At 67.3% G+C, this 21,519-nt stretch carries 22 protein-coding genes; 13 read left to right on the plus strand and 9 right to left on the minus strand.

Annotated elements, in window-relative coordinates; translation table 11 throughout:
- Positions 1-49 precede the first annotated feature (49 nt).
- The gene (locus AC1DD3_RS09640) at positions 50-613 is read left to right on the plus strand and encodes a hypothetical protein (protein ID WP_476881512.1); all 564 of its coding nucleotides are present in this window, start codon (positions 50-52) and stop codon (positions 611-613) included.
- Between the two features lie 191 nt (positions 614-804).
- Here the strand turns inward: AC1DD3_RS09640 and AC1DD3_RS09645 are convergent, their stop codons facing one another.
- Entirely contained in the window at positions 805-2,160 is a 1,356-nt protein-coding gene (locus AC1DD3_RS09645) for a uracil-xanthine permease family protein (protein WP_476881513.1), read from the minus strand.
- A gap of 235 nt (positions 2,161-2,395) precedes the next feature.
- On the opposite strand from AC1DD3_RS09645, the gene AC1DD3_RS09650 reads away from it, so the two are divergent.
- Together AC1DD3_RS09650 and AC1DD3_RS09655 are read left to right on the plus strand one after the other, a co-directional pair.
- Positions 2,396-3,001, plus strand: coding sequence for a malonic semialdehyde reductase (locus tag AC1DD3_RS09650; RefSeq protein WP_230117846.1), 606 nt, complete (start codon positions 2,396-2,398; stop codon positions 2,999-3,001).
- Positions 3,002-3,262: 261 nt separating this feature from the next.
- The gene (locus tag AC1DD3_RS09655; RefSeq protein ID WP_230117847.1) at positions 3,263-3,745 is read left to right on the plus strand and encodes a 2'-5' RNA ligase family protein; all 483 of its coding nucleotides are present in this window, start codon (positions 3,263-3,265) and stop codon (positions 3,743-3,745) included.
- Here the strand turns inward: AC1DD3_RS09655 and pgm are convergent.
- A complete protein-coding gene (pgm, locus tag AC1DD3_RS09660; protein ID WP_230117848.1) occupies positions 3,735-5,384 on the minus strand; it encodes a phosphoglucomutase (alpha-D-glucose-1,6-bisphosphate-dependent) in 1,650 nt (549 codons plus the stop codon). The genes AC1DD3_RS09655 and pgm overlap by 11 nt on opposite strands.
- 332 nt (positions 5,385-5,716) lie before the next feature.
- On the opposite strand from pgm, the gene AC1DD3_RS09665 reads away from it, so the two are divergent.
- Positions 5,717-6,685, plus strand: coding sequence for an NERD domain-containing protein (locus AC1DD3_RS09665; RefSeq protein ID WP_230117849.1), 969 nt, complete (start codon positions 5,717-5,719; stop codon positions 6,683-6,685).
- A gap of 88 nt (positions 6,686-6,773) precedes the next feature.
- On the plus strand, positions 6,774-7,313 hold the full coding sequence (locus tag AC1DD3_RS09670; protein WP_230117850.1) for a DUF4190 domain-containing protein: 540 nt from the start codon (positions 6,774-6,776) through the stop codon (positions 7,311-7,313).
- A 30-nt stretch (positions 7,314-7,343) separates the two neighbouring features.
- Here AC1DD3_RS09670 and AC1DD3_RS09675 read toward each other — a convergent pair whose 3' ends face one another.
- The 3 genes from AC1DD3_RS09675 to AC1DD3_RS09685 all read right to left on the minus strand — a co-directional run bounded on the left by AC1DD3_RS09675 (position 7,344) and on the right by AC1DD3_RS09685 (position 9,181).
- The gene (locus AC1DD3_RS09675; RefSeq protein WP_476881514.1) at positions 7,344-7,478 is read right to left on the minus strand and encodes a hypothetical protein; all 135 of its coding nucleotides are present in this window, start codon (positions 7,476-7,478) and stop codon (positions 7,344-7,346) included.
- A 4-nt stretch (positions 7,479-7,482) separates the two neighbouring features.
- Positions 7,483-7,647: a hypothetical protein gene (locus AC1DD3_RS09680; protein ID WP_476881515.1), complete on the minus strand. Its 165-nt coding sequence runs from the start codon at positions 7,645-7,647 to the stop codon at positions 7,483-7,485.
- A gap of 85 nt (positions 7,648-7,732) precedes the next feature.
- Positions 7,733-9,181 (minus strand): amidase, encoded by a 1,449-nt coding sequence (locus AC1DD3_RS09685; protein ID WP_230117851.1) that lies wholly within the window; start codon positions 9,179-9,181, stop codon positions 7,733-7,735.
- Between the two features lie 188 nt (positions 9,182-9,369).
- Between AC1DD3_RS09685 and AC1DD3_RS09690 the strand changes: the two genes are divergently transcribed.
- The 3 genes from AC1DD3_RS09690 (at position 9,370) to AC1DD3_RS09700 (ending at position 11,039) form a co-directional block, all read left to right on the plus strand.
- On the plus strand, positions 9,370-9,696 hold the full coding sequence (locus AC1DD3_RS09690) for a rhodanese-like domain-containing protein (protein WP_230117852.1): 327 nt from the start codon (positions 9,370-9,372) through the stop codon (positions 9,694-9,696).
- Positions 9,697-9,746: 50 nt separating this feature from the next.
- Positions 9,747-10,727, plus strand: a complete 981-nt coding sequence (gene pheA, locus AC1DD3_RS09695; protein WP_230117853.1) for a prephenate dehydratase — start codon at positions 9,747-9,749, stop codon at positions 10,725-10,727.
- Between the two features lie 93 nt (positions 10,728-10,820).
- The gene (locus AC1DD3_RS09700; protein WP_230117854.1) at positions 10,821-11,039 is read left to right on the plus strand and encodes a hypothetical protein; all 219 of its coding nucleotides are present in this window, start codon (positions 10,821-10,823) and stop codon (positions 11,037-11,039) included.
- On the opposite strand, the gene AC1DD3_RS09705 is transcribed toward AC1DD3_RS09700, so the two are convergent.
- Positions 11,036-12,118: a diacylglycerol/lipid kinase family protein gene (locus tag AC1DD3_RS09705; protein ID WP_230117855.1), complete on the minus strand. Its 1,083-nt coding sequence runs from the start codon at positions 12,116-12,118 to the stop codon at positions 11,036-11,038. The genes AC1DD3_RS09700 and AC1DD3_RS09705 overlap by 4 nt on opposite strands.
- Before the next feature lie 136 nt (positions 12,119-12,254).
- On the opposite strand from AC1DD3_RS09705, the gene serS reads away from it, so the two are divergent.
- Positions 12,255-13,535, plus strand: coding sequence for a serine--tRNA ligase (gene serS, locus AC1DD3_RS09710; RefSeq protein WP_476881516.1), 1,281 nt, complete (start codon positions 12,255-12,257; stop codon positions 13,533-13,535).
- A 124-nt stretch (positions 13,536-13,659) separates the two neighbouring features.
- Positions 13,660-14,505 (plus strand): HAD family hydrolase, encoded by an 846-nt coding sequence (locus AC1DD3_RS09715; RefSeq protein WP_476881517.1) that lies wholly within the window; start codon positions 13,660-13,662, stop codon positions 14,503-14,505.
- 54 nt (positions 14,506-14,559) lie between these two features.
- Here AC1DD3_RS09715 and AC1DD3_RS09720 read toward each other — a convergent pair whose 3' ends face one another.
- Complete coding sequence (locus tag AC1DD3_RS09720; RefSeq protein ID WP_476881518.1) at positions 14,560-16,893, minus strand: ATP-binding protein; 2,334 nt, start codon at positions 16,891-16,893, stop codon at positions 14,560-14,562.
- A 33-nt stretch (positions 16,894-16,926) separates the two neighbouring features.
- Here AC1DD3_RS09720 and AC1DD3_RS09725 point away from each other — a divergent pair, with 33 nt between their 5' ends.
- Positions 16,927-17,175, plus strand: a complete 249-nt coding sequence (locus AC1DD3_RS09725) for a hypothetical protein (RefSeq protein WP_230117859.1) — start codon at positions 16,927-16,929, stop codon at positions 17,173-17,175.
- Between the two features lie 115 nt (positions 17,176-17,290).
- Here the strand turns inward: AC1DD3_RS09725 and AC1DD3_RS09730 are convergent, their stop codons facing one another.
- Positions 17,291-17,890 (minus strand): hypothetical protein, encoded by a 600-nt coding sequence (locus AC1DD3_RS09730; protein WP_230117860.1) that lies wholly within the window; start codon positions 17,888-17,890, stop codon positions 17,291-17,293.
- 189 nt (positions 17,891-18,079) lie between these two features.
- On the minus strand, positions 18,080-18,568 hold the full coding sequence (locus tag AC1DD3_RS09735) for an inorganic diphosphatase (RefSeq protein WP_230117861.1): 489 nt from the start codon (positions 18,566-18,568) through the stop codon (positions 18,080-18,082).
- Positions 18,569-18,708: 140 nt separating this feature from the next.
- On the opposite strand from AC1DD3_RS09735, the gene dacB reads away from it, so the two are divergent.
- Positions 18,709-20,250, plus strand: a complete 1,542-nt coding sequence (dacB, locus tag AC1DD3_RS09740; protein ID WP_476881519.1) for a D-alanyl-D-alanine carboxypeptidase/D-alanyl-D-alanine endopeptidase — start codon at positions 18,709-18,711, stop codon at positions 20,248-20,250.
- 104 nt (positions 20,251-20,354) lie between these two features.
- Complete coding sequence (locus tag AC1DD3_RS09745; RefSeq protein WP_476881520.1) at positions 20,355-21,473, plus strand: zinc-dependent metalloprotease; 1,119 nt, start codon at positions 20,355-20,357, stop codon at positions 21,471-21,473.
- Positions 21,474-21,519: the final 46 nt, after the last annotated feature.

Below are 21,519 nucleotides of genomic sequence, written 5' to 3' on the forward strand. Positions count from 1 at the left end.
GCACGGAGACCACGTTTTCCAGCAATTTCCAGCCAATCAGGAGGAACACATGAGCCATGACAACCAGCACGCCGCCCCTGAAGAGGAAGCGGGAGGCTACGGCACGCCCACCGTTGAGCAGGAGGTGGGCGGAAAGCAGTTTGCCCAGCCCCGCGAGGAGGAGGATTTTGACGCAGCAGGCCTGAACCAGAACAGCCCGGACGGCGAGACCTTCGGCACAGGTACGCCGAACCTCAGCCACTTTGCCGAAGAAGATCAGGACAGCGCGGGTGAACCCGGTGCCGGCCGCTTCGGCGGGACAGACGAGCAGCTCCATGCCGAGGGTGATGCCAGCGGAGCCGGCTTCGATACCGTCCCCGGTGAGTCCCCGATTCCCCGAGACGCCGATGCCTCGCCGGGCGCCGGGGCTGAAACAGCCGACGCGCGTGCAGGAGACGAAGCGGTACCGTCAGCGGACGCCGAGATCGATGAGGGCAACGCGGACGCCCAGGGCTCAGACCAGTTCTCTTCGGAGCCGGACCAGGACGCCGCCGGCCTGCCGGACGGCAGCGGCAACGATCTGCCGAAGGAAAAGTCCCCGAACGACGATGACGAGACGTTCGACGCCGGGTAGCAGCCCAGTTCTTCAGGTGCCGGCGTCTTAGGTGCCGGCGCCGCACTCCTGCACCACTTTGCCGGCGGAAAACACTTGGCGCCCCTGATTTTCAGGGGCGCCAAGTGGCCCGCGGGCTCAAAACGGTGCAAATATGCTCCGGACATTCCTCGGGCGTGGCACATGCGCCCGTGAGAAGACAGGCCCGGGGCCTAGCGCTTCTTCGGTGACCGCTTCGCCGCCGCGTTGATGGCTGCCTTCGCGGCCGGGGGAAGTCCGGACGGCCCCTCGGTCTCCGGTTCGGCCGCGGTGCCCCGGGCCTTCGCGATGGCCTTCATGCCGTGGTAGATCACCAGAGCCGCGGCGGAGCCCAGCGCAATGCCGGTGAACTTGAGGTCCCCGATGGTCCACGTGTAATCGGCGATGCCGATGATGAGCGCGACGGCGGCGGTGGTCAGGTTCACCGGGTTGGAGAAGTTGACCTTGTTCTGGACCCAGATCTTCACGCCCAGGATGCCGATCATGCCGTAGAGCATGGTGGCGGCGCCGCCCAGCACACCCGGCGGAACCGTGGCGATCAGCTCGCCGAACTTGGGCGAGAAGCTCAGGAGGATCGCGAAGATACCCGCCACCCAGTACGCCGCGGTGGAGTAGACCTTGGTGGCCGCCATGACGCCGATGTTCTCGGCATAGGTGGTGGTACCCGATCCGCCGCCGAAGCCTGCCAGTACGGTGGCCGCTCCGTCGGCCATCAGTGCGCGGCCGGAGACGCCATCCAGGTTCTGCCCGGTCATGGCGGACACGGACTTTACGTGCCCGATGTTCTCGGCCACCAGCACCAGCACCACCGGAACGAAGAGGCCCACGACGCCCAGGTGGAACTCCGGCGTCTGGAAATGGGGCAGGCCGACCCAGGCCGCGGCGTCCATCTTGGAGTAGTCCACCTCGCCGCGGACCATGGCCGCGAGGTAGCCCACCACCACGCCCGCGAGAATGCTAAGCCGGCCGACGATCCCGCGGAACAGGACGCTCACCAGGATGATTGTCACGAGCGTGATCAGCGCGGTCACGGGGGCTAGGTCGAAGTTGTTCTTGGCCGCGGGCGCCAGGTTGAGGCCGATCAGCGCCACGATGGCGCCGGTGACGATCGGCGGCATAAGCCTGTTGATCCAGCCCGCACCGAACTTCTGCACGATGGCACCGATCACGGCAAGCCCGGCTCCCGCCAGCACCACCCCGCCCAGGGCGCCGGGGACGCCGTACTGCTGCTGGGAGGCCATGATGGGTGCGATAAAAGCGAAGCTGGAGCCGAGGTAGCTGGGCACGCGGCCCCGGGTGATCACCAGGAACAGGAGCGTGCCGATGCCGGAAAAGAACAGGGTTGTGGCCGGGGGCATTCCGGTGATGATGGGCACCAGGAACGTGGCGCCGAACATGGCCACCACATGCTGCATGCCCACGCCGATGGTGATTGGCCAGGTGAGCCGTTCCCCGGGGGCGACCACTTCGCCTGGGCGGACCGCTTTTCCGTTGCCGTGCAGCTTCCATTTGGTTCCGAGCATGCTCATTGCCGGGGGCCTTTCAGAGGGATAGCCCGCGGGTTGGGGGCTGGGATCTTCCGGTGCAACAATACCGCGCCAGGCCCGGGCGCCAAGAGGGTTCCAGCGGGCGGATGTGCCCAAGCTCACGTCCCGTAACCGGCCGTCACGGGAAGAGGGCTGCTCCCGGCACGGTTGTAACCATGGAAAGCAGGAGTGCACCGCCACGCCCAGCAGGGACGGCGGCAAAGCGAAAGGGAACTGAATGACAATCGCCCATGAAGAAGCCGTGATCGATTCCGCAGCCGTGGACGCGATTTTCGCTGAAGCCCGCACGGCCAACGCCTTCACCGGTGAGGTCACCGAGCAGCAGGCCCGCGCCATCTATGAACTGACCAAGTTTGGTCCCACCGCGTTTAACTCCCAGCCACTGCGCGTCACGTACGTGCGCTCGGACGAGGCCCGCGCCAAGCTCGTGGACTTCCTCTCCGCCGGGAACCGCGCCAAGACGGCCTCCGCGCCGCTCGTTGCGGTCCTCAGCTACGACACCTCGTGGCAGGAGCAGTGGGACAATTTCCTTCCGGGGTACAACGCCCCCAAGGCCATGTACGACGCGTCCCCGGACCTCGCAACGTCCACAGGCAACAACAACGCGCACCTGCAGGCGGGCTACTTCATCCTCGCCGTGCGTTCCCTCGGCTTCGCCGCAGGCCCCATGACGGGCGCGGACTTCACCGCGATCGACGCCGAGTTCTTCCCCGCCGGTGACCAGAAGAGCTTCCTCGTGGTCAACATCGGCCGGCCCGGAGCTGACGCCTGGGGCGAGGCCAAGCCCAAGTTCGCCTACGAGCACGTCGTCCGCACCGTCTGATCCGCCCGTCAAGGCTTCGCCCGCGCAAGCTTTCGCCCGGTGCGAGCCTTCGCCTGGTCCAAGCCTTCGCCCGGTCCAGGCTTCGAAGCGACCAGGCGGACAGCCTCAGGACGCGCGATTGCCTCCGGCAACATGGGGGACATTCCGGAGGCAATCGGGGCAGTATTTCTGCAGCTTAGAGCTGCAAGGCATGCATCCGGGCCTACCCCAAGTTTAGTCCTGTTCCCTGGTTGAGAGCATCCCCGGTGGCACACTTGGGGTATGCGGAACCTCATCATGGTGGCGTTCATTGAGCCGGCCTCGGAGGGGCAGGAGTTCCTGCGCACCGACTGGCCGCTGCACATCACGCTGGTGCGTTTCAATGTTACGGACGACGGCGGCACGGCCCGGTTCGCGTCGCTCGCCGAGGTGCCGGCCAAGCAGGCGCTGGGCTCAGTGCTGTCCATCGGCGGGGACCACCACTTCGGGCATCAAGGCTCCGTACCCGTCAGCCTGGTTAAGGATGACCCCGCGCTGCAGGCGTTGCACGAATCCCTGGTGCAGGCGGTGGAGCAGCTTTCCGGCCGTGTCGCGAGCCCGCACCACACCCGGCGGCTCTTCCGCCCGCATGTGTCCCACCACGGTGAGCAACGCGTGAACCCGGGCGACGCCGTCGTGCTTGACCACATTGCACTCGTGGACATGGCGCCGGATGGTGACCGCACCATCCGGCGCATCCTCAAGCTGTGGGAGCTTAGGAAATAACCCCGTCCACCAGGGCCTTGGCTTCCGCCTGGACCTGCTTCAGGTGGTCGGCGCCCTTGAAGGACTCAGCGTAGATCTTGTACACGTCCTCGGTGCCGGAGGGGCGGGCGGCGAACCAGGCGTTCTCCGTGACCACCTTCAGGCCACCGATGGAAGCTCCGTTGCCCGGCGCCTCCGTCAGTTTCGCGGTGATCGTCTCGCCGGCCAGGTCGGTGGCCGTGACATCCGACGACGACAGCTTCCCGAGCGCCGCCTTCTGTTCCCGCGTTGCAGCGGCGTCGATGCGGGCGTACACGGGTGCACCAAACTGGTCGGTGAGGCCCTTGTAGAGCTCCGACGGGGACTTCCCGGTGACCGCGGTGATCTCCGAAGCGAGCAGGGCCAGCAGGATGCCGTCCTTGTCCGTGGTCCAGACGCTGCCGTCCATCTTGTTGAACGAAGCGCCGGCAGATTCCTCGCCGCCGAACGCGCCTTCGCCGGACAGCAGGCCCGGCACGAACCATTTGAAGCCCACCGGCACCTCGACCAGCTTGCGGCCCAGGCTTCCGGCGACGCGGTCGATGATGGAGGACGACACGAGTGTCTTCCCGATCACGGACTCCGGGTTCCAGCCTGTGCGGTGGCGGTAGAGGTAGTCGATCGCGACGGCGAGGTAGTGGTTCGGGTTCATCAGCCCGCCATCGGGTGTCACGATGCCGTGGCGGTCCGCGTCGGCGTCGTTTCCGGTGGCGACGTCGTAGTTCGCCCCTTCGGACATCCGGTTGATGAGCGAGGCCATGGCGGACGGCGAGGAGCAGTCCATGCGGATCTTCTCGTCCCAGTCCAGCGTCATGAAGGCCCACTGCGGGTCCACGGTGGGGTTGACCACGGTGAGGTTCAGGTGGTGCCGTTCGCCGATCTCGCCCCAGTAGTCCACGGAGGCGCCACCCATGGGGTCCGCACCGATCCGGACGCCGGCCTCGCGGATGGCGTTCAGGTCCAGGACCGACGGAAGATCGTCAACGTAGCTGCTGAGGAAGTCGAACTTGCCCGTGGTCTCGGCCTCGAGAGCTTCAGCCACCGGAATCCGCTTCACGCCGCGAAGACCGTTCTCCAGCAGTTCATTGGCCCGGTTGGCGATCCAGCCGGTGGCGTCGGTGTCCGCAGGTCCGCCATGCGGAGGGTTGTATTTGAAGCCGCCGTCACCGGGCGGGTTGTGGCTGGGCGTGACCACAATGCCGTCCGCCTGCGGAGCGCCGGCCGGGGCGTTCCTGTTGTAGGTCAGGATGGCGTGGCTCAGGGCCGGGGTGGGGGTGTAGCCGTGGCGGGCGTCGATGAGGACCTTCACGCCGTTGGCGGCAAGAACTTCCAGGGCGGAATTCTGCGCCGGTTCGCTGAGCCCGTGGGTGTCTTTGGCCAGGAAGAGCGGACCGGTGATGCCCTGCCCTGCCCGGTATTCCACGATGGCCTGGGTGATGGCCACGATGTGAGCCTCATTAAAGGACGCCTTCAGGCTGGACCCGCGGTGCCCGGAGGTTCCGAACGCCACACGCTGCCCGGGATCACCCAGGTCAGGCGTGACGTCGTAGTACGCATCGAGAAGAGCGGTCAGGTCAACAAGGTCTTGGGATTGGGCAACTGTACCCGCGCGGCTAGCCATGGGACCAGCATGCCAGACGTGGCCGGAACGCAACACGAGTTGTCCGTAATCCGGTCCCTATGACGCCGAATTTCAGGAAATAGTGCGGCTAGTTGGAAATCGACATGGAAAAACTGAGTACTCACCGCCAAAAGTACCTATATACCGGCTGTTTATGCGGCTGCTACCTTCAAAAAAGAATGACGACGGCGGTCGCTGCCGCCGGCCGGAAAAGATAACGGGCGGCGTGCAAAAGGAGCACGTCACGGAACGGGTCCCCGATTGGCTGTGCCTCAACGGGTCGACGATCCGAACAGTGACGCTCTGAATGGTAATGAATGGGGGTGTGGGCAATGGGGGCTGCAGATGGGGCATTCGAACAGTCGCGGTTGTCGCCGGAACGGATTGCGCGGCTGAAACGCGACCTTGACCGGGCGGAGCACGCCGCTGCCGGCTACCAGCAGCTGGTGGCAGGCACGCTCGGCCTGCTGCTGCCCCACGGCTGGTTTCTCCTGCACGATGTCCACTGGCCCGGCCGCCCCTTGGCCAGGCTGGATCACGTACTGGTGGGGCCCGGCGGGGTGGTGGTCATCAGCTCCAAGAGCTGGAATGGCCACGTTGAGGTCCGGGACGGAGTGCTGCGGCAGAACGGCTATGCCCGGCACCCTGTTATAGAAGTGGCGCTGGGGCAGGCCGCTGCCGTGGCCGCCCTTCTTCCGGCGAACCGGCGCAGGTTCGTGCGCTCCATGGTCTGCATGGCGGCGCAGCACGAAGTTTCCGGAAATACCGCCTGCGGGGTGGAAGTGCATGGGACCGACCGGCTGGTGGCGGCGGTGGCAGCATTACCCCGGGTGCTTGACTCGGAGTCCGTGATCGGACTGTATGCCCAGCTCGGCCAGCTCCTCACGCAGCCGCAGGTCCCGGAGGGGCCGGGCACCATGGCGCGGCCTGCCCGCGCCATGGTCCAGGAAGGGTTGAGGGCGCCGGCTCCCCGGCAAGCGACTACACAGCCTCCAACTGTTGGATCATCCGCCACTGCGATATCCCAGGCATCACGCCCGGCTGCCCCTGGTCCGAGCGGCCGATGTCCTCCGGTTGTCCCTCACCACGCAATCCCCTCCTCCCGGGTCCAGTATCCCGCTGGCCGGGGGCAGGCTGGCCGGCACTCCGGCGTCCGGAACGGCTTTCCTCAGCCGGGGCGGCGCCGTTCCCCCGGCACCCGTGTGGCGCGGTACATGGGAGGGGCGTTGATTGCAGGCTTTCTCTTATCAGCACTCCTTCTGCCGCCCCTTTGGGTCGTCTGGGAGATTTTGCCCCGCTAAAGTCACCGATGGTGATTGACGGGTTGCCCGTGCCATTGCCCGGGGCGGCTGTACTGTTTTGCTTAGGACACTTTCAGAGGGGATCCCCATGACAGAGCAGCGCCCCAACGGAACGGGCGGCGACCCAACGCCGGATGGCTACCAGCCGCCGTCGTATATTCCGCCGCAGGGTTCGGACATTCCGGCGCCCCCGCTGTACACGCCGCCGCTCTATGGCCAGGAATTCGGCCAGGGACGGGGCGGGTCAGGCTACGACGGCGGCCCGTACGGCCGCCCCTACGCCCAGCCGGGGAGCCCCTACGGCAACCAGGGTAGCCCCTATGGCCAGCAGTACGCCGGCCCCTACGGCCAGCCCCACTACGGGATGCCGGCTGAACCGAAAACGCTGAGCATCGCCAGCCTGTGCTGCGGCATCGCAGTCTTCGTCGGTTTTGGGTTCGTCATCCTGCCGCAGATTGCGGCGGTCATCCTGGGGCACATGGCCCTGCGGCGTGAACCGTCGGGACGCGGGCTCGCCCTAGCCGGTCTGGTGATGGGATACGTCGGCCTGGCCCTCACGGTGCTGGCCATTATCAGCCTCGCGCTCCTGTTCAGCGTCGCAGCCACCAACTCGTACAGCACCATCTGAGGAGCGGCCCGGGGAACGGGAAGCAACCCGTCAATCTGTCAGCGGCCGGACCAGTCGCCCGCCGTTGACCTCCAGCCAAGCACGCCGGCGATGAATCATGCCGCCCACTCCTTCGGCCCACATCCGCGCCCAGCCGCCGCCGAGGATGCGGGCGTTGTGCTCCATGCGGTCAAACGACAGAAGGGCGGCATCCGCGCGGCCGGCGGACGGTGCCGCCCACACGCAGCACGCCGTCGGTGACATCGCCCACCGGCAGAACTTCGACGTCGGAAACCTCACCGGGGGAGGGGACGTACAGGCGCTGCTCAACCGGGAGGCGTGTGGCTGGGGTCATCCGGCCAGCGTACGCCTCGTCGGGTGTCCCGGCACGGCTGAGAACCCCGCCAGTACGCCAGCTGCGCCTCATGCCCCAGCTGCGCCTAATACCCCAGCTGGGCCGCGACCTGCAGGAGCAGCGCTTCGGATCCCATCGGGCCGATCAGCTGAATGCCCATGGGAAGTCCCGCGTCCGCGCTGCCACCGCCGGTCCAGTGCACCGGGATGCTGACGGCGGGCAGGCCGCAGACGTTCACCATGGAGGACCACGGGGCGAATTCGCACTGCTTCCGGTAGTCGCCGTCGGCGTCGCCCGCCCATTCCGACGCCGGCCAGTGGCCGTCCCCGTGGGCCGAGCCCGTGAACCAGCCCACCGGCCGCGGCGTTTGGGCGAGTGACGGCGTCAGGATCAGGTCCCATTCGGCGTACTGCGCCAGGGTGTCCCGTTGGAACTGGCGCAGGAAGGCGAGGGATTCGTTCAGTTTCGCTGCGCTGCGCTGCTGTGCCCGGCGCCGGAAGGTTCGCGTGAGCGGGGCCAGCAAAGCCTCGCGCTGCGGTGCTATCCGGGCCGCTCCGACGCCGGCCGTCCAGGCCGTGGTGAAGGCGTCCGGATAACGGTTGTCGTAGCGGATGGCGGTCTCGACGACGTCGTGCCCGGCGTCTGTCAGCAGCCGGGCGCCGGCTGCCAGGGCATCGAGCGCTTCGGGTTCCGGGGTGAACGGGAAGATGGCGGACCACGGGCTGTCCAGGCTCACACCGATCCGCAGCTTGGGCGGTGCGGCCTTGACGGCTTCCAGGTAGCGGGCGCCGCCCGGTGCCGCGTTCACCGCACTGCCCTCAGGACCCTCCGCAGCCAGCGCGTCGAGCATGAGCGCCGCGTCCGCGGCGGAGCGCGCCAGCGGTCCTGAAACCACCAGCCCGGCGGGATCGCCGCTGCTTTCCCCCGCCGGAACCAGTCCGCGGCCGGGTTTGAGTCCCACTAAGCCGCACGCGGCAGCAGGAATCCTGACAGACCCGCCGCCGTCGGACCCCGGCGCGAACGGCAGCAGTTTGGCTGCCACCGCGGCGGCACTTCCGCCGGATGAACCGCCCGAGCTGCGGCTCAGCGCGTGCGGATTGCGCGACGGCGGGGCGATGAGGTTCTCGCTGTAGGCCGTCAGCCCGAATTCCGGAACCTGCGTCTTGCCAAGTGAGATGGCCCCGGCACCCTTTAGTGCCGCGGCGAGGGCGCCGTCGACGGGAGCCGGGCGGCGGTCCAGGGCTGCGCTGCCGTGCGTTGTGACCACGCCGGCCACGTCGGTCAGGTCCTTGAACGCCAGCGGAACACCATGGAGCGGGGGCAGCTGCTCGCGGGGAAGGCGGGCTTGCAGCTCATCGGCCGCGGCGGCATCGGCCAGGGCCATGTCCGCGGTGACCGTGATGAACGCGCCCAGCCGGGGATTCGCGGCCTCGATCCGCCGGAGGAAGTGGGCTGTTGCCTCTCGCGCGGAGAGCTCCCCGGACCGCAGTTCGTCCCTGAGCAGCACCGCTGAGAGGTCGTGGATCTCACTCAAGGCGGCGCATCCTCCCGGGCGCGGGCAACGCCCTGTCGCCGGACACGTCGCGGGCCGCGGGAGTGCCGGCTGGCAGGGCTGTTGTCCTTTGCATGATCCAAGAAGCGTAACGTGCCGCCCGTGGGCCGCGGGGCTGCCCGCTGGCGATACGCTGGTGCTGAGAGCTTGCAGCCGAGGAGAGGACTCCCATGAGCGACTTCGATACCGTCACCGTCAACGAGGTTCCCGCGGACGCCACCATTCTAGATGTGCGCGAAGACTACGAGTGGGTGGCCGGCCACGCCGAAGGCGCGGTGCACATCCCCCTGGACCAGCTGCCCGGCCGCATCGATGACCTGGACCCGGACCAGGACCTCTACGTCATCTGCCGCACTGGCGGACGGTCATTCCGGGCCGCCCAGTGGCTGGTCGGCCAAGGCTACTCGGCCCTCAATGTCGCAGGCGGCATGGACCAGTGGCTCGAGTCCGGCAAGCAGCTGGTCTCGGACAATGGGCTCAAGCCCGTGGTTCTCTGACCCGCTCGGCCACCGCTGCCCTTCCCCTATATAACTCGTAAGGAATACTGATGTCTGCCTCACGTCCCACCTATACCTTCCTTGGCCCCGAGGGCACGTTCACGGAGGCGGCGCTGATGCAGGTCCCGGACGCGGCAGACGCCATCCGGGTTCCGTCGTCCAACGTGAACACCGCGCTGGACAAGGTGCGCGACGGATCTGCTGACGCTGCAATGGTCCCTATCGAGAACTCCGTCGAGGGCGGCGTTACGGCCACCCTCGATGCCATCGCCACGGGACAGGAACTCCGGATCATCCGCGAGGCGCTTGTTCCCATCAGCTTTGTCCTCGTGGCGAGGCCCGGCACGGACATTTCTCAGATCCGGCGCGTCTCCACCCACGGCCACGCCTGGGCCCAGTGCAGGCTGTGGATGGATGCGCATATCCCTGGTGCTGAATACATTCCGGGCTCTTCCACTGCCGCCGCGGCGATGGGCCTCCTGGAGGATGACGCCCACTACGATGCCGCCATCTGCGCTCCCATTGTTGCCGCGGAACAGCCGGGGCTCCACGTGCTGGCCGAGAACATCGGCGACAACCCCGGTGCTGTGACGCGCTTTGTTCTCGTAGGGCGTCCCGGCGTTCTTCCAGCCCGGACCGGCGCGGATAAGACCACCGTGGTAGTTCCGCTGCCTGAAGACCGTCCCGGTGCCCTTATGGAGATCCTGGACCAGTTCGCCACCCGCGGGGTGAACCTGAGTCGGATCGAATCCCGGCCCACCGGGCAGTACCTTGGCCACTATTTCTTCAGCATCGACGCCGACGGCCATGTGGCGGACGCGCGGGTCGCAGACGCACTTGCCGGGCTGCACCGCATCAGCCCCGCCACGAGGTTCCTCGGCTCCTACGGGCGCGCGGATGCGCAAAGCCCGGTGGTGGCGCCACATACTTCCGACGAAGCATTCCAGGCTGCGCATGCGTGGGTCGGAGATATTCTCGCGGCGGACTCGCTGGGCTCCGAAATGACCGTAAATGCTTCGCCCACAGCGTAGACAAATGCCCCTGACGGCACTTCCCTGCCCCTAGGACTGTGCGTATGCTTGCCTGATCAACAAGGGGGGCGGCCCCAACGAAGGGAGCGGGTCATGTCAGATAGTGCCAGCGCCGACAACGACGGCCAGGGAATGATCGTCAATCCCAAGCCGACCGCTGAAAACCAGGACTGGGACGGGGACGACGCCGACCGGGCGGACCGCCTGCGCTTCGAAGAGGAACAGGCCATGATCCGCGAGCAGTCCGAGGCCCGTGCAGCCGCCAAGGCCGCCGAGGCCGCCAAGCATGCTGGAACCGCCAAGTCCGCCTAGGCCTGGCTGCCGCCCGTGCCAATGCCGGGCATGGCCCTGACCCGGATCAGCAGGGATCCGGGATCCACCTGAACCGTGACTTTAGTGGCTTCTCCGGAGGTGTCGCCGTCCAGTTGTGTGGGCATGGGCTCCGGGCATCTGATGACCACCTTCCCGGAGCGGTAGACGCTCATCACGGGCAGGTGCCGCTTGTGCTTGAACAGAATCTTCGTGTACATCGCCAGCCAGCCCACGGCGCTTCGCGGGCTCATCACGACGACGTCCAGCATTCCGTCGTCGATCATGGCCTGGGGGATCAGGTCGATGCCGCCGGGTACGAGTCCGCAGTTGGCGAAGAGGACGCTGCGGATCTTGCGCATCTGTTCGGGCTGGTCGTCCAGCGAAATCGACACTTTCTTCCGGCGTCCGGGCATGTGCCGGACGCCTGCCTCGGTGTACGCCAGCCAGCCCACGGCACGCTTTAGCCCGGCATTCGTATCACCCACCACCTCGGCGTCCATACCGATGCCGGCGATAACCAGGAATGCATGGTTGGACGAAGCGCCGGTCGCCGAGTTCTCGATGTGCATCCGGGCCGTATCGATGTACCGCTGATGGCCGAAGAGGGCCGTCTGGACGTTGCCGTATAGGTCGTACAGGTCCACGTCCACATTGCGCGCCAGCAGGTTTCCCGTGCCGAGCGGGATCAGGCCCATCGCCACACCCGTGTGGGCGAGCGACTCAGCCACAACGCGGACGGTGCCGTCACCGCCGCCCACAAGGACGACATCGGCGCCGTAGTGGAGCGCTGCCTGCACCTGTGAGTGGCCGGGGTCATCCGCCGTCGTCTCAAAAAACCGTGGGGCCTCCCAGCCTGCCGCAAGGCAGGCGCGCTGGATGGCGGCGCGCGCCTCGGCCGACTTGGCCTTGATGGGGTTCAGAACCACGGCAACACGCTGGCGTTCCAGGCCGTGCGCATGGGTGTCTTCCCGCACGGCGCTGCGCGCATGCAGGGCCTTGAGGCTGCGCACGCCCCACCAGCTGGAGACGGCGAATGCCAGGGCCCCAGCGATCAGGACGTAGAGAAGCAAGTCGCTCATGGTGCTTCAACACTATCCCGCCAGGCACCGCTCCCAGTTCGGCGGGGCGTCCAGCAACGGGTCCGCAATCGGAGCCCCCGGCAATCGGGAACAGCGTCCGCGCCGGGCAGCCCGGCATATTCGATACTCTTGTCTGGTGATCGACGTAAAAGACCTCAGCGAAAATCCGGACAAGTACCGCGCCAGCCAGCGCGCCCGAGGTGCGGACGAAACCGTGGTGGACGCGATCATCGACGCGGATGCCGCGCGCCGGGCCGCGCTGATCAGCTTCGAAAACCTCCGCGCTGAACAGAATGTGTTCGGCAAGAAGGTGGCCCAGGCCAAGGGCGAGGAGAAGCAGGCACTGCTCTCTGAGGTCCGCGAGCTCGCCGGTGCCGTCAAGGCCGCCTCCGCCGAAGCCGACGCCGCGCAGGCCAAGCAGGAAGAGCTGCTGCGTACCATTCCCAACCTCATTGAAGACGGCGTGCCCGAAGGCGGCGAGGACGACTACATTGTGGTCAGGACCGTCGGCGCACCCCGCGAATTTCCCGACTTCGAGCCGCGCGACCACCTGGAGATCGGTGAGCTGATCGGCGCAATCGACATGGAGCGGGGCGCCAAGGTGTCCGGCTCGCGGTTCTACTTCCTGCGGGGCGTCGGCGCCAGGCTGGAGATGGCGCTGCTGCAGATGGCCATGGACCAGGCCATCGAGGCCGGCTTTGTCCCCATGATCACGCCCACATTGGTGCGTCCCGAGATCATGCAGGGCACCGGTTTTGATGTGAAGCACGACGCCGAGATCTACCGTCTCGCCGAAGACGACCTTTACCTGGTGGGAACCTCCGAGGTGGCGCTGGCCGGGTACCATGCCGACGAGATCCTGGACCTCACGGCGGGTCCCATCCGTTTCGCCGGCCAGAGCTCCTGCTACCGCCGCGAGGCCGGATCGCACGGCAAGGACACCCGCGGCATCATCCGCGTGCACCAGTTCAACAAAGTGGAGATGTTCATCTACACCACCGTTGAAGAGGCCGCCGCGGAACACGGGCGCCTGCTGGCCTGGGAAGAGGAGATGCTGGCCAAGTGCGAGCTCCCGTACCGCGTGATCGACACCGCCGCGGGCGACCTCGGCATGTCCGCGGCCCGCAAGTTCGACTGCGAAGCCTGGGTCCCCACCCAGGGCAACTACCGGGAGCTGACCTCCACCTCCAACTGCACGACATTCCAGGCCCGCCGCCTGAACATCCGCGAACGCGTGCTCAACGAGGACGGCGCCCCCAAGGGCACCAGGGCTGTCGCCACGCTCAACGGCACGCTGGCCACCACCCGCTGGATAGTGGCCATCCTGGAGCACCACCAGAACCCGGACGGCTCAGTCAACGTGCCCGCGGCCCTGCAGAAGTACCTCGGCGGCCTCCAGGTCCTGCCTGTCCTCTAACCCCGCCGGCGACACCGGGTAAACACTCACACCGGGGAAAAGCTGTGAATATTTACCCGGTGTTCACACAGTGCTGTGGCCTGCGTCCTAGCGGGTGTCAGGGGTGTCTGCTGTACTAGGAGGCATGACTACAATGACTGAATCCTCAGCCGCTGGCATCGAAGACCAGCGAGAAACCCCGCAGAAACTCATGATCGCGCTGGACGTGGACGGCACCCTCGTTGACCACGACGGCCACATGTCCGCCCCTGTCCGCGAAGCCGCGCAGGCCGTGGTGGCAGCAGGCCATGAGGTCATGATCGCCACCGGCCGTTCGCTCAACGCCACCCTTCCGGTGATTGAGCAGATCGGCATCGACCGCGGCTACGCCGTCTGCTGCAACGGCGGCGTCACGCTGCGCCTGCATCCCGAGCTGACAGACGGCTACGAGATCATCCACAAGGCCACCTTCGACCCCGGCCCCGCGCTGCGCGCCCTCCGCAAGCGGCTCCCCTCGGCCAAATACGCCCTGGAGGATGAGGACGGCAACTTCCTGTCCACTGAGCGGTTCCAGGATGCCAGCTTCGGAGTCGAGGCCATTGGCACCGACTTCCAGACCATGCTTGAGGCCACCGCGGTCCGCGTGGTGGTGTTCAGCGCCGAGAACACCCCGGAAGAGTTCAACGAGGCCATCCAGCACATCGGCCTCGCCGGCGTGACCTATTCGGTTGGCTGGACGGCCTGGCTGGACATAGCTGCAGCCGGAGTCACAAAGGCCAGCGCCCTCGAAAAGCTCCGCAGCAGCCTTGGCGTGGACGCCTCATGCACCGTGGCCATCGGCGACGGCCGCAATGACATCGAGATGCTCACCTGGGCGGGCCGCGGCGTTGCCATGGGCCAAGCCCCCGAGGAAGTGGCCGCCGCCGCGGATGAGGTCACCAAGTCCGTTTACGACGACGGCGCCGCCCACGTTCTGCGCAGTCTGCTGTAACGCCGGCTGCCACCGAGCAACTGGCACCGACGTTCGGCAAATGGCTGCGCCCGTTCAGTCAGGCCTCCTGCGCTCCGCCGCCCAGACAGCCAAGGCCGCGCGACTGTGCAGTCCCAACTTCGTCAGGGCATGCGCGACGTGGTTCTCGACGGTACGCGCCGAGAGCGAGAGCTGCGCCGCGATCGACACGTTGCCGAGACCTCGGCGCACAAGCTCGGCGATCTCGAGTTCGCGGGGCGTCAGTATGTCCGGCTGCAGCCCGCCGCCGACGGCCCGGAGCTCCGCCGCGGCCTCCGCGAATGAGAGCTTCTCCCCGGCTTCCCACGCGACCGCGAAGCTGTGCGGTCCGAGCAGCAGCTCCGCGGTCGACTGTACTTGGGCGAGGTCCGCAAGCGCGATCTCGTGGAACCTCCCCCCGGCCCCCTCCCGACGCGTGGTCGCGGCGGCCGCCCGCACCGCCGTCGTCGGGTCCCGCGTCACAGTCAGCGCCGCGAGGCGGGCGAGCGCGACGCCGCGGTAGGAAATGTCCCCCACTCGGGCGAAGGCGTCCACCCCTTCGAAAAGCCTGGCCCGGCCCACCACGGTGCGGCCCAGATTCGACTCGGCGAGGCCCAAGTAGGTGAGGATCTGACCTTGGGCCCAGAGGTCCCGCGCGTCGACGGCAAGGTCCACAGCCTCATGGAGGATGCCGATCGCCTCCTCGTCGCGACGGGCCCACACCGCCGCCATACCCAGCATGCCGACGGCCCTGCTCCGTCCGGCCGCATCGCCGAGCTTCGTATAGACATCCAGAGCCGCCCGGCACGACTCCACTGAACCCTCGGTGTCTTTGGCAAGACATCGGGCGATGGCCTGGTAGAAGAAGGCGGATCCTGCCCCTGCCGAATCCCGTTCGAGGATGGCGAGCGCCTCCGCAGCCAGCCGGTTCCCGGCCTCGGTCTCCTGCCGCGACGTGTGGCAGACGGAAGCGGTTACAAGCCCTTCGGCGCGCGCCTCATCAGCGATTGGATGACGTTCCAGAAGACCGATGGCCCGGGAGAGCCCTTCGTCCTGGGCATTGCGGAACCACAGCTCGCGCGTCGCGCCCATGAGCCGAAGGCCTTCGGCAGGTGCGGCGACGACCGCGAAGTCGAGAGCCGCCCGGAGATCGGGCAGGCGATCGACGGCTTGCCCGTTGCGTGAGCTCTCCATCACGCTCAATGGCCGGTCGGTACCGAACTCTGCCGCGATCCACGCTAGGTGGCGCCTCTGCACCCCCTCGAGCCGTCCGGCGTCGAGCCCCTCGCGAGCGAACTCGCGCAGGCTCTCGAGAAGGCGGAAGACCGTGTGGCCGGCACTGTCGACGGATGGCTGGAGCAGGGATCGGGCGACGAGGTCTTCTAGGTCCTCGAGTGACGCACCCGCGACGGCGGCCACCGCCCGTGCGTCGAACGGGCTCGCGAAGACGGCGCATGCCTCGAACGCAGCGCGCTCGCGCTCCCCCAGCGCGTCCACGCTTGTAGCGATGCAGGCCCGCAGGCTGCGATGGCGGGCCGGCCCTGTGGCAGATCCGGATCCAAGGGCACGCAGGCGCCGCTCGAGCAGCGGCAGCATCTCCGCCGGCGTCATGACGGACATGCGAGCGGCTGCCAACTCAACGGCCAGCGGCAGCCGGTCCAGGCGCGCGCACAGCTCCCGGGACGCGGAGCGGGACTCCATGGAGAACGAAAGCGACGGTCGCACCGCTAGCGCGCGCTCCCAGAAGAGAGTCTCGGCATCGTCGTCGAGCATGGGCCCCACCGGGACGATACGCTCGCCCGCGACGTGGAGGGGCTGTCGGGTCGTGACCAGGACGGTACATTCCACGGCCGCTTCGAGGAGCTCGGCCACGAGCGCAGCCGTCTCCTCAAGGACATGCTCGGTGTTGTCCAGCACGAGGAGCACCCGCTCTCCGCCGTCGAGCCACCACAGGATCGCGTCGAGGGCACCCTCCCTCTTGACGCCGCGAAGTCCCATGGCCTCTGCTACCGCGAGCGCCACCGGGGCGCCCTCGGGGATACGGGTGAGGTCGACGAATACCGGATGGCCCAAGCGGTCGCCGGCGGCGTGCACCGCGGCGAGGGCTATGCGTGTCTTCCCGACGCCACCGGGTCCGGCGAGCGTCACGAGGCGGCTCGACAGGAGAGCGTCGGTGACAGCGGCGAGTTCGGCATTGCGACCAACGAAGCTGCTCCCAGACGCCGGGAGACGCCCGGGGACCCGCGTCTTGGGTGCCGTGGGGAGGGTTCTCCTGGCCATGCCATCAGTATCTGCGGGGCGAAGGAAGGGTGTCCAGCCCCCAAATGAGTAGGCACTTGAGTAGCCGCCCCGATGTCTCGGCCAGCCCTCGAAACCTAATATGAAGGGCATCAGGAAGGGCATACAGACCGAAAGGAGCCCGCCATGTACGCCACAGCACCAACCCCGACCCGGGCACCCGCACCGCCGACGGTGCACGAGCGGGCCGTCATCACGTGGGTCGCGATCTTCCCGCTCGTCGCGCTCAGCCAGTGGGCGCTCACACCGTTGATCGGGCCATTGCCACCTGTGCTCCGGGCGCTCGCGGTCACGCTCGTCGTCGTCCCCGTCGCCGTATACCTCGTCGTCCCCCGCCTGATAGCGACGTATCTGCGGCTTGCGCGCCGGCGGTAACGCATCCCCGCTTGACCAGCCAATTTATTGTGTGCGCTCCACTACGAGGCACGAGCGGGTTCAACGCGGCAGAACCAGCGCAACGCAAAGAAGCCTTACGGCAGCCACAGGGGCGCTAGCGGACCTCGAGAATGAGGGACAGCAGCCGCGCGGCGGCGGGGCGGGCGGCATGCTCCTCGTTCCACTGCGACCTTGAAACGGCCTTGCTGACGGCCTGGGACGTGATGCCCAGCTCAGCGGCCACCGCCTTCTGCTGGCCCCTGACGCCGGGGGTCAGCAGATCGAGGACACGCCATTCTGCGTCGCTCCGGTCCCGGACGATCTGGCCCAGTAGCCGCATGACGGCTTCACATTCTGCGGCAAGGTCTGCCAGCGGTCCTTCGACGGCCACCGGTATCCGGTCTTTGCCGTTGCGGAGCCGGTCCACGGCCCGGCGCGCGTAGACGAGCCCGTGCCCGGAAGCGTCCTTAATCTGGTTCGGCAGGGGCTCGTTGACAGGCCCTACCCCGACCCCCACATACCAACTGCCGCACCGCAGGGCGATCAGCGCTGCCTCCACGGTCTGATGAGGGCAGTCCAGGATCCCCTGGACCTCGTCCTCTACCGAGCGATCGAAGTCCAGGCGTGCCGGGATATGCCGCAGATCCTTGAGCAGCGTCGGGACCCGGTCGCCGTCGCGCCGGCTGTCTGTTTGGTTGATAGTCAGCGTGAACATGGTGAAAAACAGCCTACCGGTTGGTAGCCGCGAGACAAGCTGGCCACTCCCGAAATTGGGCCCGGACACAGCTGTTGCGGGAGCGCCCGGCTGGACGCGGCCGGCCTGGAACTTGCGGTTAAACACCGACGGCGGCGGGTGCGGTTCGCAGGGAACCCCCGCCGTCGTCGGGCAGCCTTCAAGAAAGCGTCAGTGCGCTGCAGGCACGTAGCGCTTGATGGACGCCTCGAGCTCAGCCTCTGCGGCGGCGCGGTCGGCCCAGCCCTCGGCCTTGACCCACTTGCCCGGCTCCAGGTCCTTGTAGCGGGTGAAGAAGTGCTCGATCTCCTTGATCAGGAACTCGCTGACATCGCTGACTTCCTGGATGTGGTCGAAGCGGGGGTCCGCCGGCACGCACAGGACCTTGGCGTCTCCGCCGCCGTCGTCGGTCATGTTGAAGACGCCGATCGGGCGCGCTTCAACGATGACGCCCGGGTGCAGATCGAAGTCCTGCAGGAGCACCAGTGCGTCCAGCGGGTCGCCGTCTTCGCCGAGGGTGTTCTCGAAGAAACCGTAGTGGGTGGGGTAGTGCATGGAGGTAAAGAGGACGCGGTCCAGGCGGACTCGGCCGGTCTCATGGTCGACTTCGTACTTGACGCGCGATCCCTTGGGGATCTCGATGGTCACGTCATGCTTCATGGAATGCTCCTCGACGATTGCTGGGTGTTCGCGGCACGCTGGAAGGACAGTCATTGCCGCCGACTACTATTGAGGATATAGCGAGAGGCCCAGGTTTCAGGAACTAATGGGGTAATTTCAGGACTTTGAGGACCAGCAGCATGAGGGGCACCAACGGCACGGCAACCGGCCGCGCAAGACGCAGTGCGCCGTCCAGCCGATCGATCACCCGACCACTCCGTGCACTGATTCGGGCTTGGCCAATGCTGCTGCTCACGGTCCTTCTGGCCGCCCTGGCCCTTCCTGCGGGGATGCTGATCGCGCAGGGCTTGACCGGCCCGGACCAGTCCGCGGAGGTCCCCGCGCCAATACCCACCTGGCAGCTTGTGCCGGACCGGCTGTCCGTCCCGCAGGGAATTGGGCCGCTCAGCAACACGGCGCCCGTTCCGGTACCTGCGGAGGTTGCGGCCAGGCTCGGTCCCGTCCTGAAGACCGACGGCGGCGGCACCTTTACGGGGATTGTCCAGGACGCGGCCACGGGCACGGTGTTGTTCGACCGGGGCGGCGCGGCCAACAGGATCCCGGCCTCAAACATGAAGCTGCTCACCGCTGTGGCGGCGCTGCGGGGGATCGGTCCGGAGACGCGGTTCAGCACGAAAGCCGTCGCGGGGCCGGCAATCGGGGCCAAGGCCGGTCCGGCCGCCAAGTCAAGGGCGGTGGTGCTCGTGGGCGGCGGGGACGTCCTGCTGGGCGCGGGCGAATCCGCCGAAGGCAAGGTACTCGGCCACGCCGGCCTTGCCACCCTCGCCAAACTGACTGCCGAGTCGCTGCGCCGGGACGGGTTTGCGGGATCGGTGGAGGTGCTCGTGGACGACTCCCTGTTCACCGGACCTTCCCTCAGCCCGGCCTGGAGCCCGGACGACGTCGCTGCCGGGGAGGTGGCGCCGCTCTTCCCGCTGGCGCTGAACTCGGCACGTTTCGACCCGGCAGTGGTCACCGGGTCGCGTCCGCAGGATTCCGCCATCGCCGCTGGCGAGGCCTTCGCAGCGGAGCTCAAAGCGGCCGGGGCCGCCGCCGGACTGAAGGTGGCGCCCGGCGTCGGACGTCTTGAAGGGAAGCCGGCAGCGGACGCCGCCGTGCTGGGGGAAGTGGAGTCGGCGACGGTCAGCCAGCAGGTGGACCTCATGCTCCAGACGTCGGATAACTACCTGGCCGAGACCCTGGGCCGGATGGCTGCGGTGGCCGCCGGGCAGCCGGCAAGCAGCGAGGCGGCCAAGGCCGCCGTGCTGAAGCAGCTCGCGGACCTCGGAATCCCGACCGGCGGCATGGCTGTTGCGGACGTTTCCGGGCTGGCACTGGACAACCAGGTCTCCGCCCGGCAGTTCGCTGAGGTAGTCCGCGCCATCACGTCGGGCCGGGACACCCGGCTCAGGGCAGCGCTGGCGGGCTTCCCGGTGGCAGGCCTCACGGGGACGCTGGGCGACAGGTATATAGACGAGTCCAGTGCTGAAGGCGCCGGGCTGGTCCGGGCCAAAACGGGAACCCTGAACACGGTCATTGCGCTGAGCGGGTACGTAGTGGACGCCGACGGGCGGCTCCTGGTGTTCTCGTTCATCGGCAATGGCCTGACACCCGGCGCCGACGGAAATAAGCCGGCGCTGGATGCCTCCGCCACGGTGCTAGCCGCCTGCGGCTGCCGCTAAGCGCTGAGGGCAGCAACCGGCCGCGGCAGGCCTGACGCGCACGGCTGTTCGCCGGTCAGCGAACTTAAGGCGCGTAGCCGGGAGCGTGTGGTCTGATGGAGCGTATGGAGTCAACAGCAGGCCAGACATCAGCCCCGGGCCCGGCCCTGATCAACTGGGAGCTCGCCGCGTCCGCGGCCGCCCGACTGGCTCCCGCCGGCCCGCCCCTGAAGGCCGCCGAGATCGGCGAGGCCGTTCACCAGCTGCGCGAGCTGGCCGATGCGTCCGTGCCGCACGTACACCACATCACCGGCCTGGAGGCCGCCCGCGATCTCCGGGATTCCAATGTGCTCGTAGTAGACCGGGCGTCCTGGGCCAAGGCCAACACCCAGAGCTTCGCCGTCATGCTGAAGCCCGCCATCGAGCGGATGATGGAGAACCGCAAGGGAACCATCAGCCCCGGGGCGGCCAGCGTCAGCGGTGCCATCACGGGCAGCCAGCTCGGTGCGGTGCTGGCGTTTCTTTCCAGCAAGGTCCTGGGTCAGTACGATCCCTTCGCCGCGCTCGCCGAAGGGTCCACGGCGCCATCGGGCGGCCGCCTGCTCCTCGTGGCGCCGAACATCATCTCCGTGGAGCGCGAGCTCAACGTGGCGCCTGAGGACTTCCGGCTCTGGGTCTGCCTGCACGAACAGACGCACCGGGTGCAGTTCGCGGCGGCGCCGTGGCTGCGGCACCACATGCTGAACGAGATCGACAACCTCAGCGGCCACCTCCTCGGCAACGTCGACTCCCTTATGGAACGGGCCTCCGCAGCCGCCCGCTCCCTGAAGGACCGCACGGCATCGGGCGCCACACCGGGCCGCGGCGCCATCCTTGACCTCCTGCAGAACCCTGAGGAAAAAGCGGCACTGTCCCACCTCACGGCCGTGATGAGCCTGCTCGAAGGCCACGCCAACGTGGTGATGGACGCCGTCGATGCGAGCATCGTCCCGTCCGTGAAGACCATCCGGCAGCGGTTCAACGCCCGCGGCAAGGACCGTGGGGCCATCGAGAAGTTCATCCGCAGTCTCCTGGGACTGGATGCCAAGATGCGCCAGTACAGCGACGGTGCCAAGTTCGTGAGAGCCGTGGTGGATGTCGCCGGCATGGAGGGCTTCAACCGGGTCTGGGAATCTGCCGGGAACCTGCCCACCGAGCCGGAAATCCATGACGCCAGGATCTGGCTCGACAGGATGGGACTCTAGTCTCCGTGCAGGGCGTTTCCAGCGGACCACCGCTTTCAGGCGGACC

Source organism: Arthrobacter sp. 05T444 (assembly GCF_056395905.1).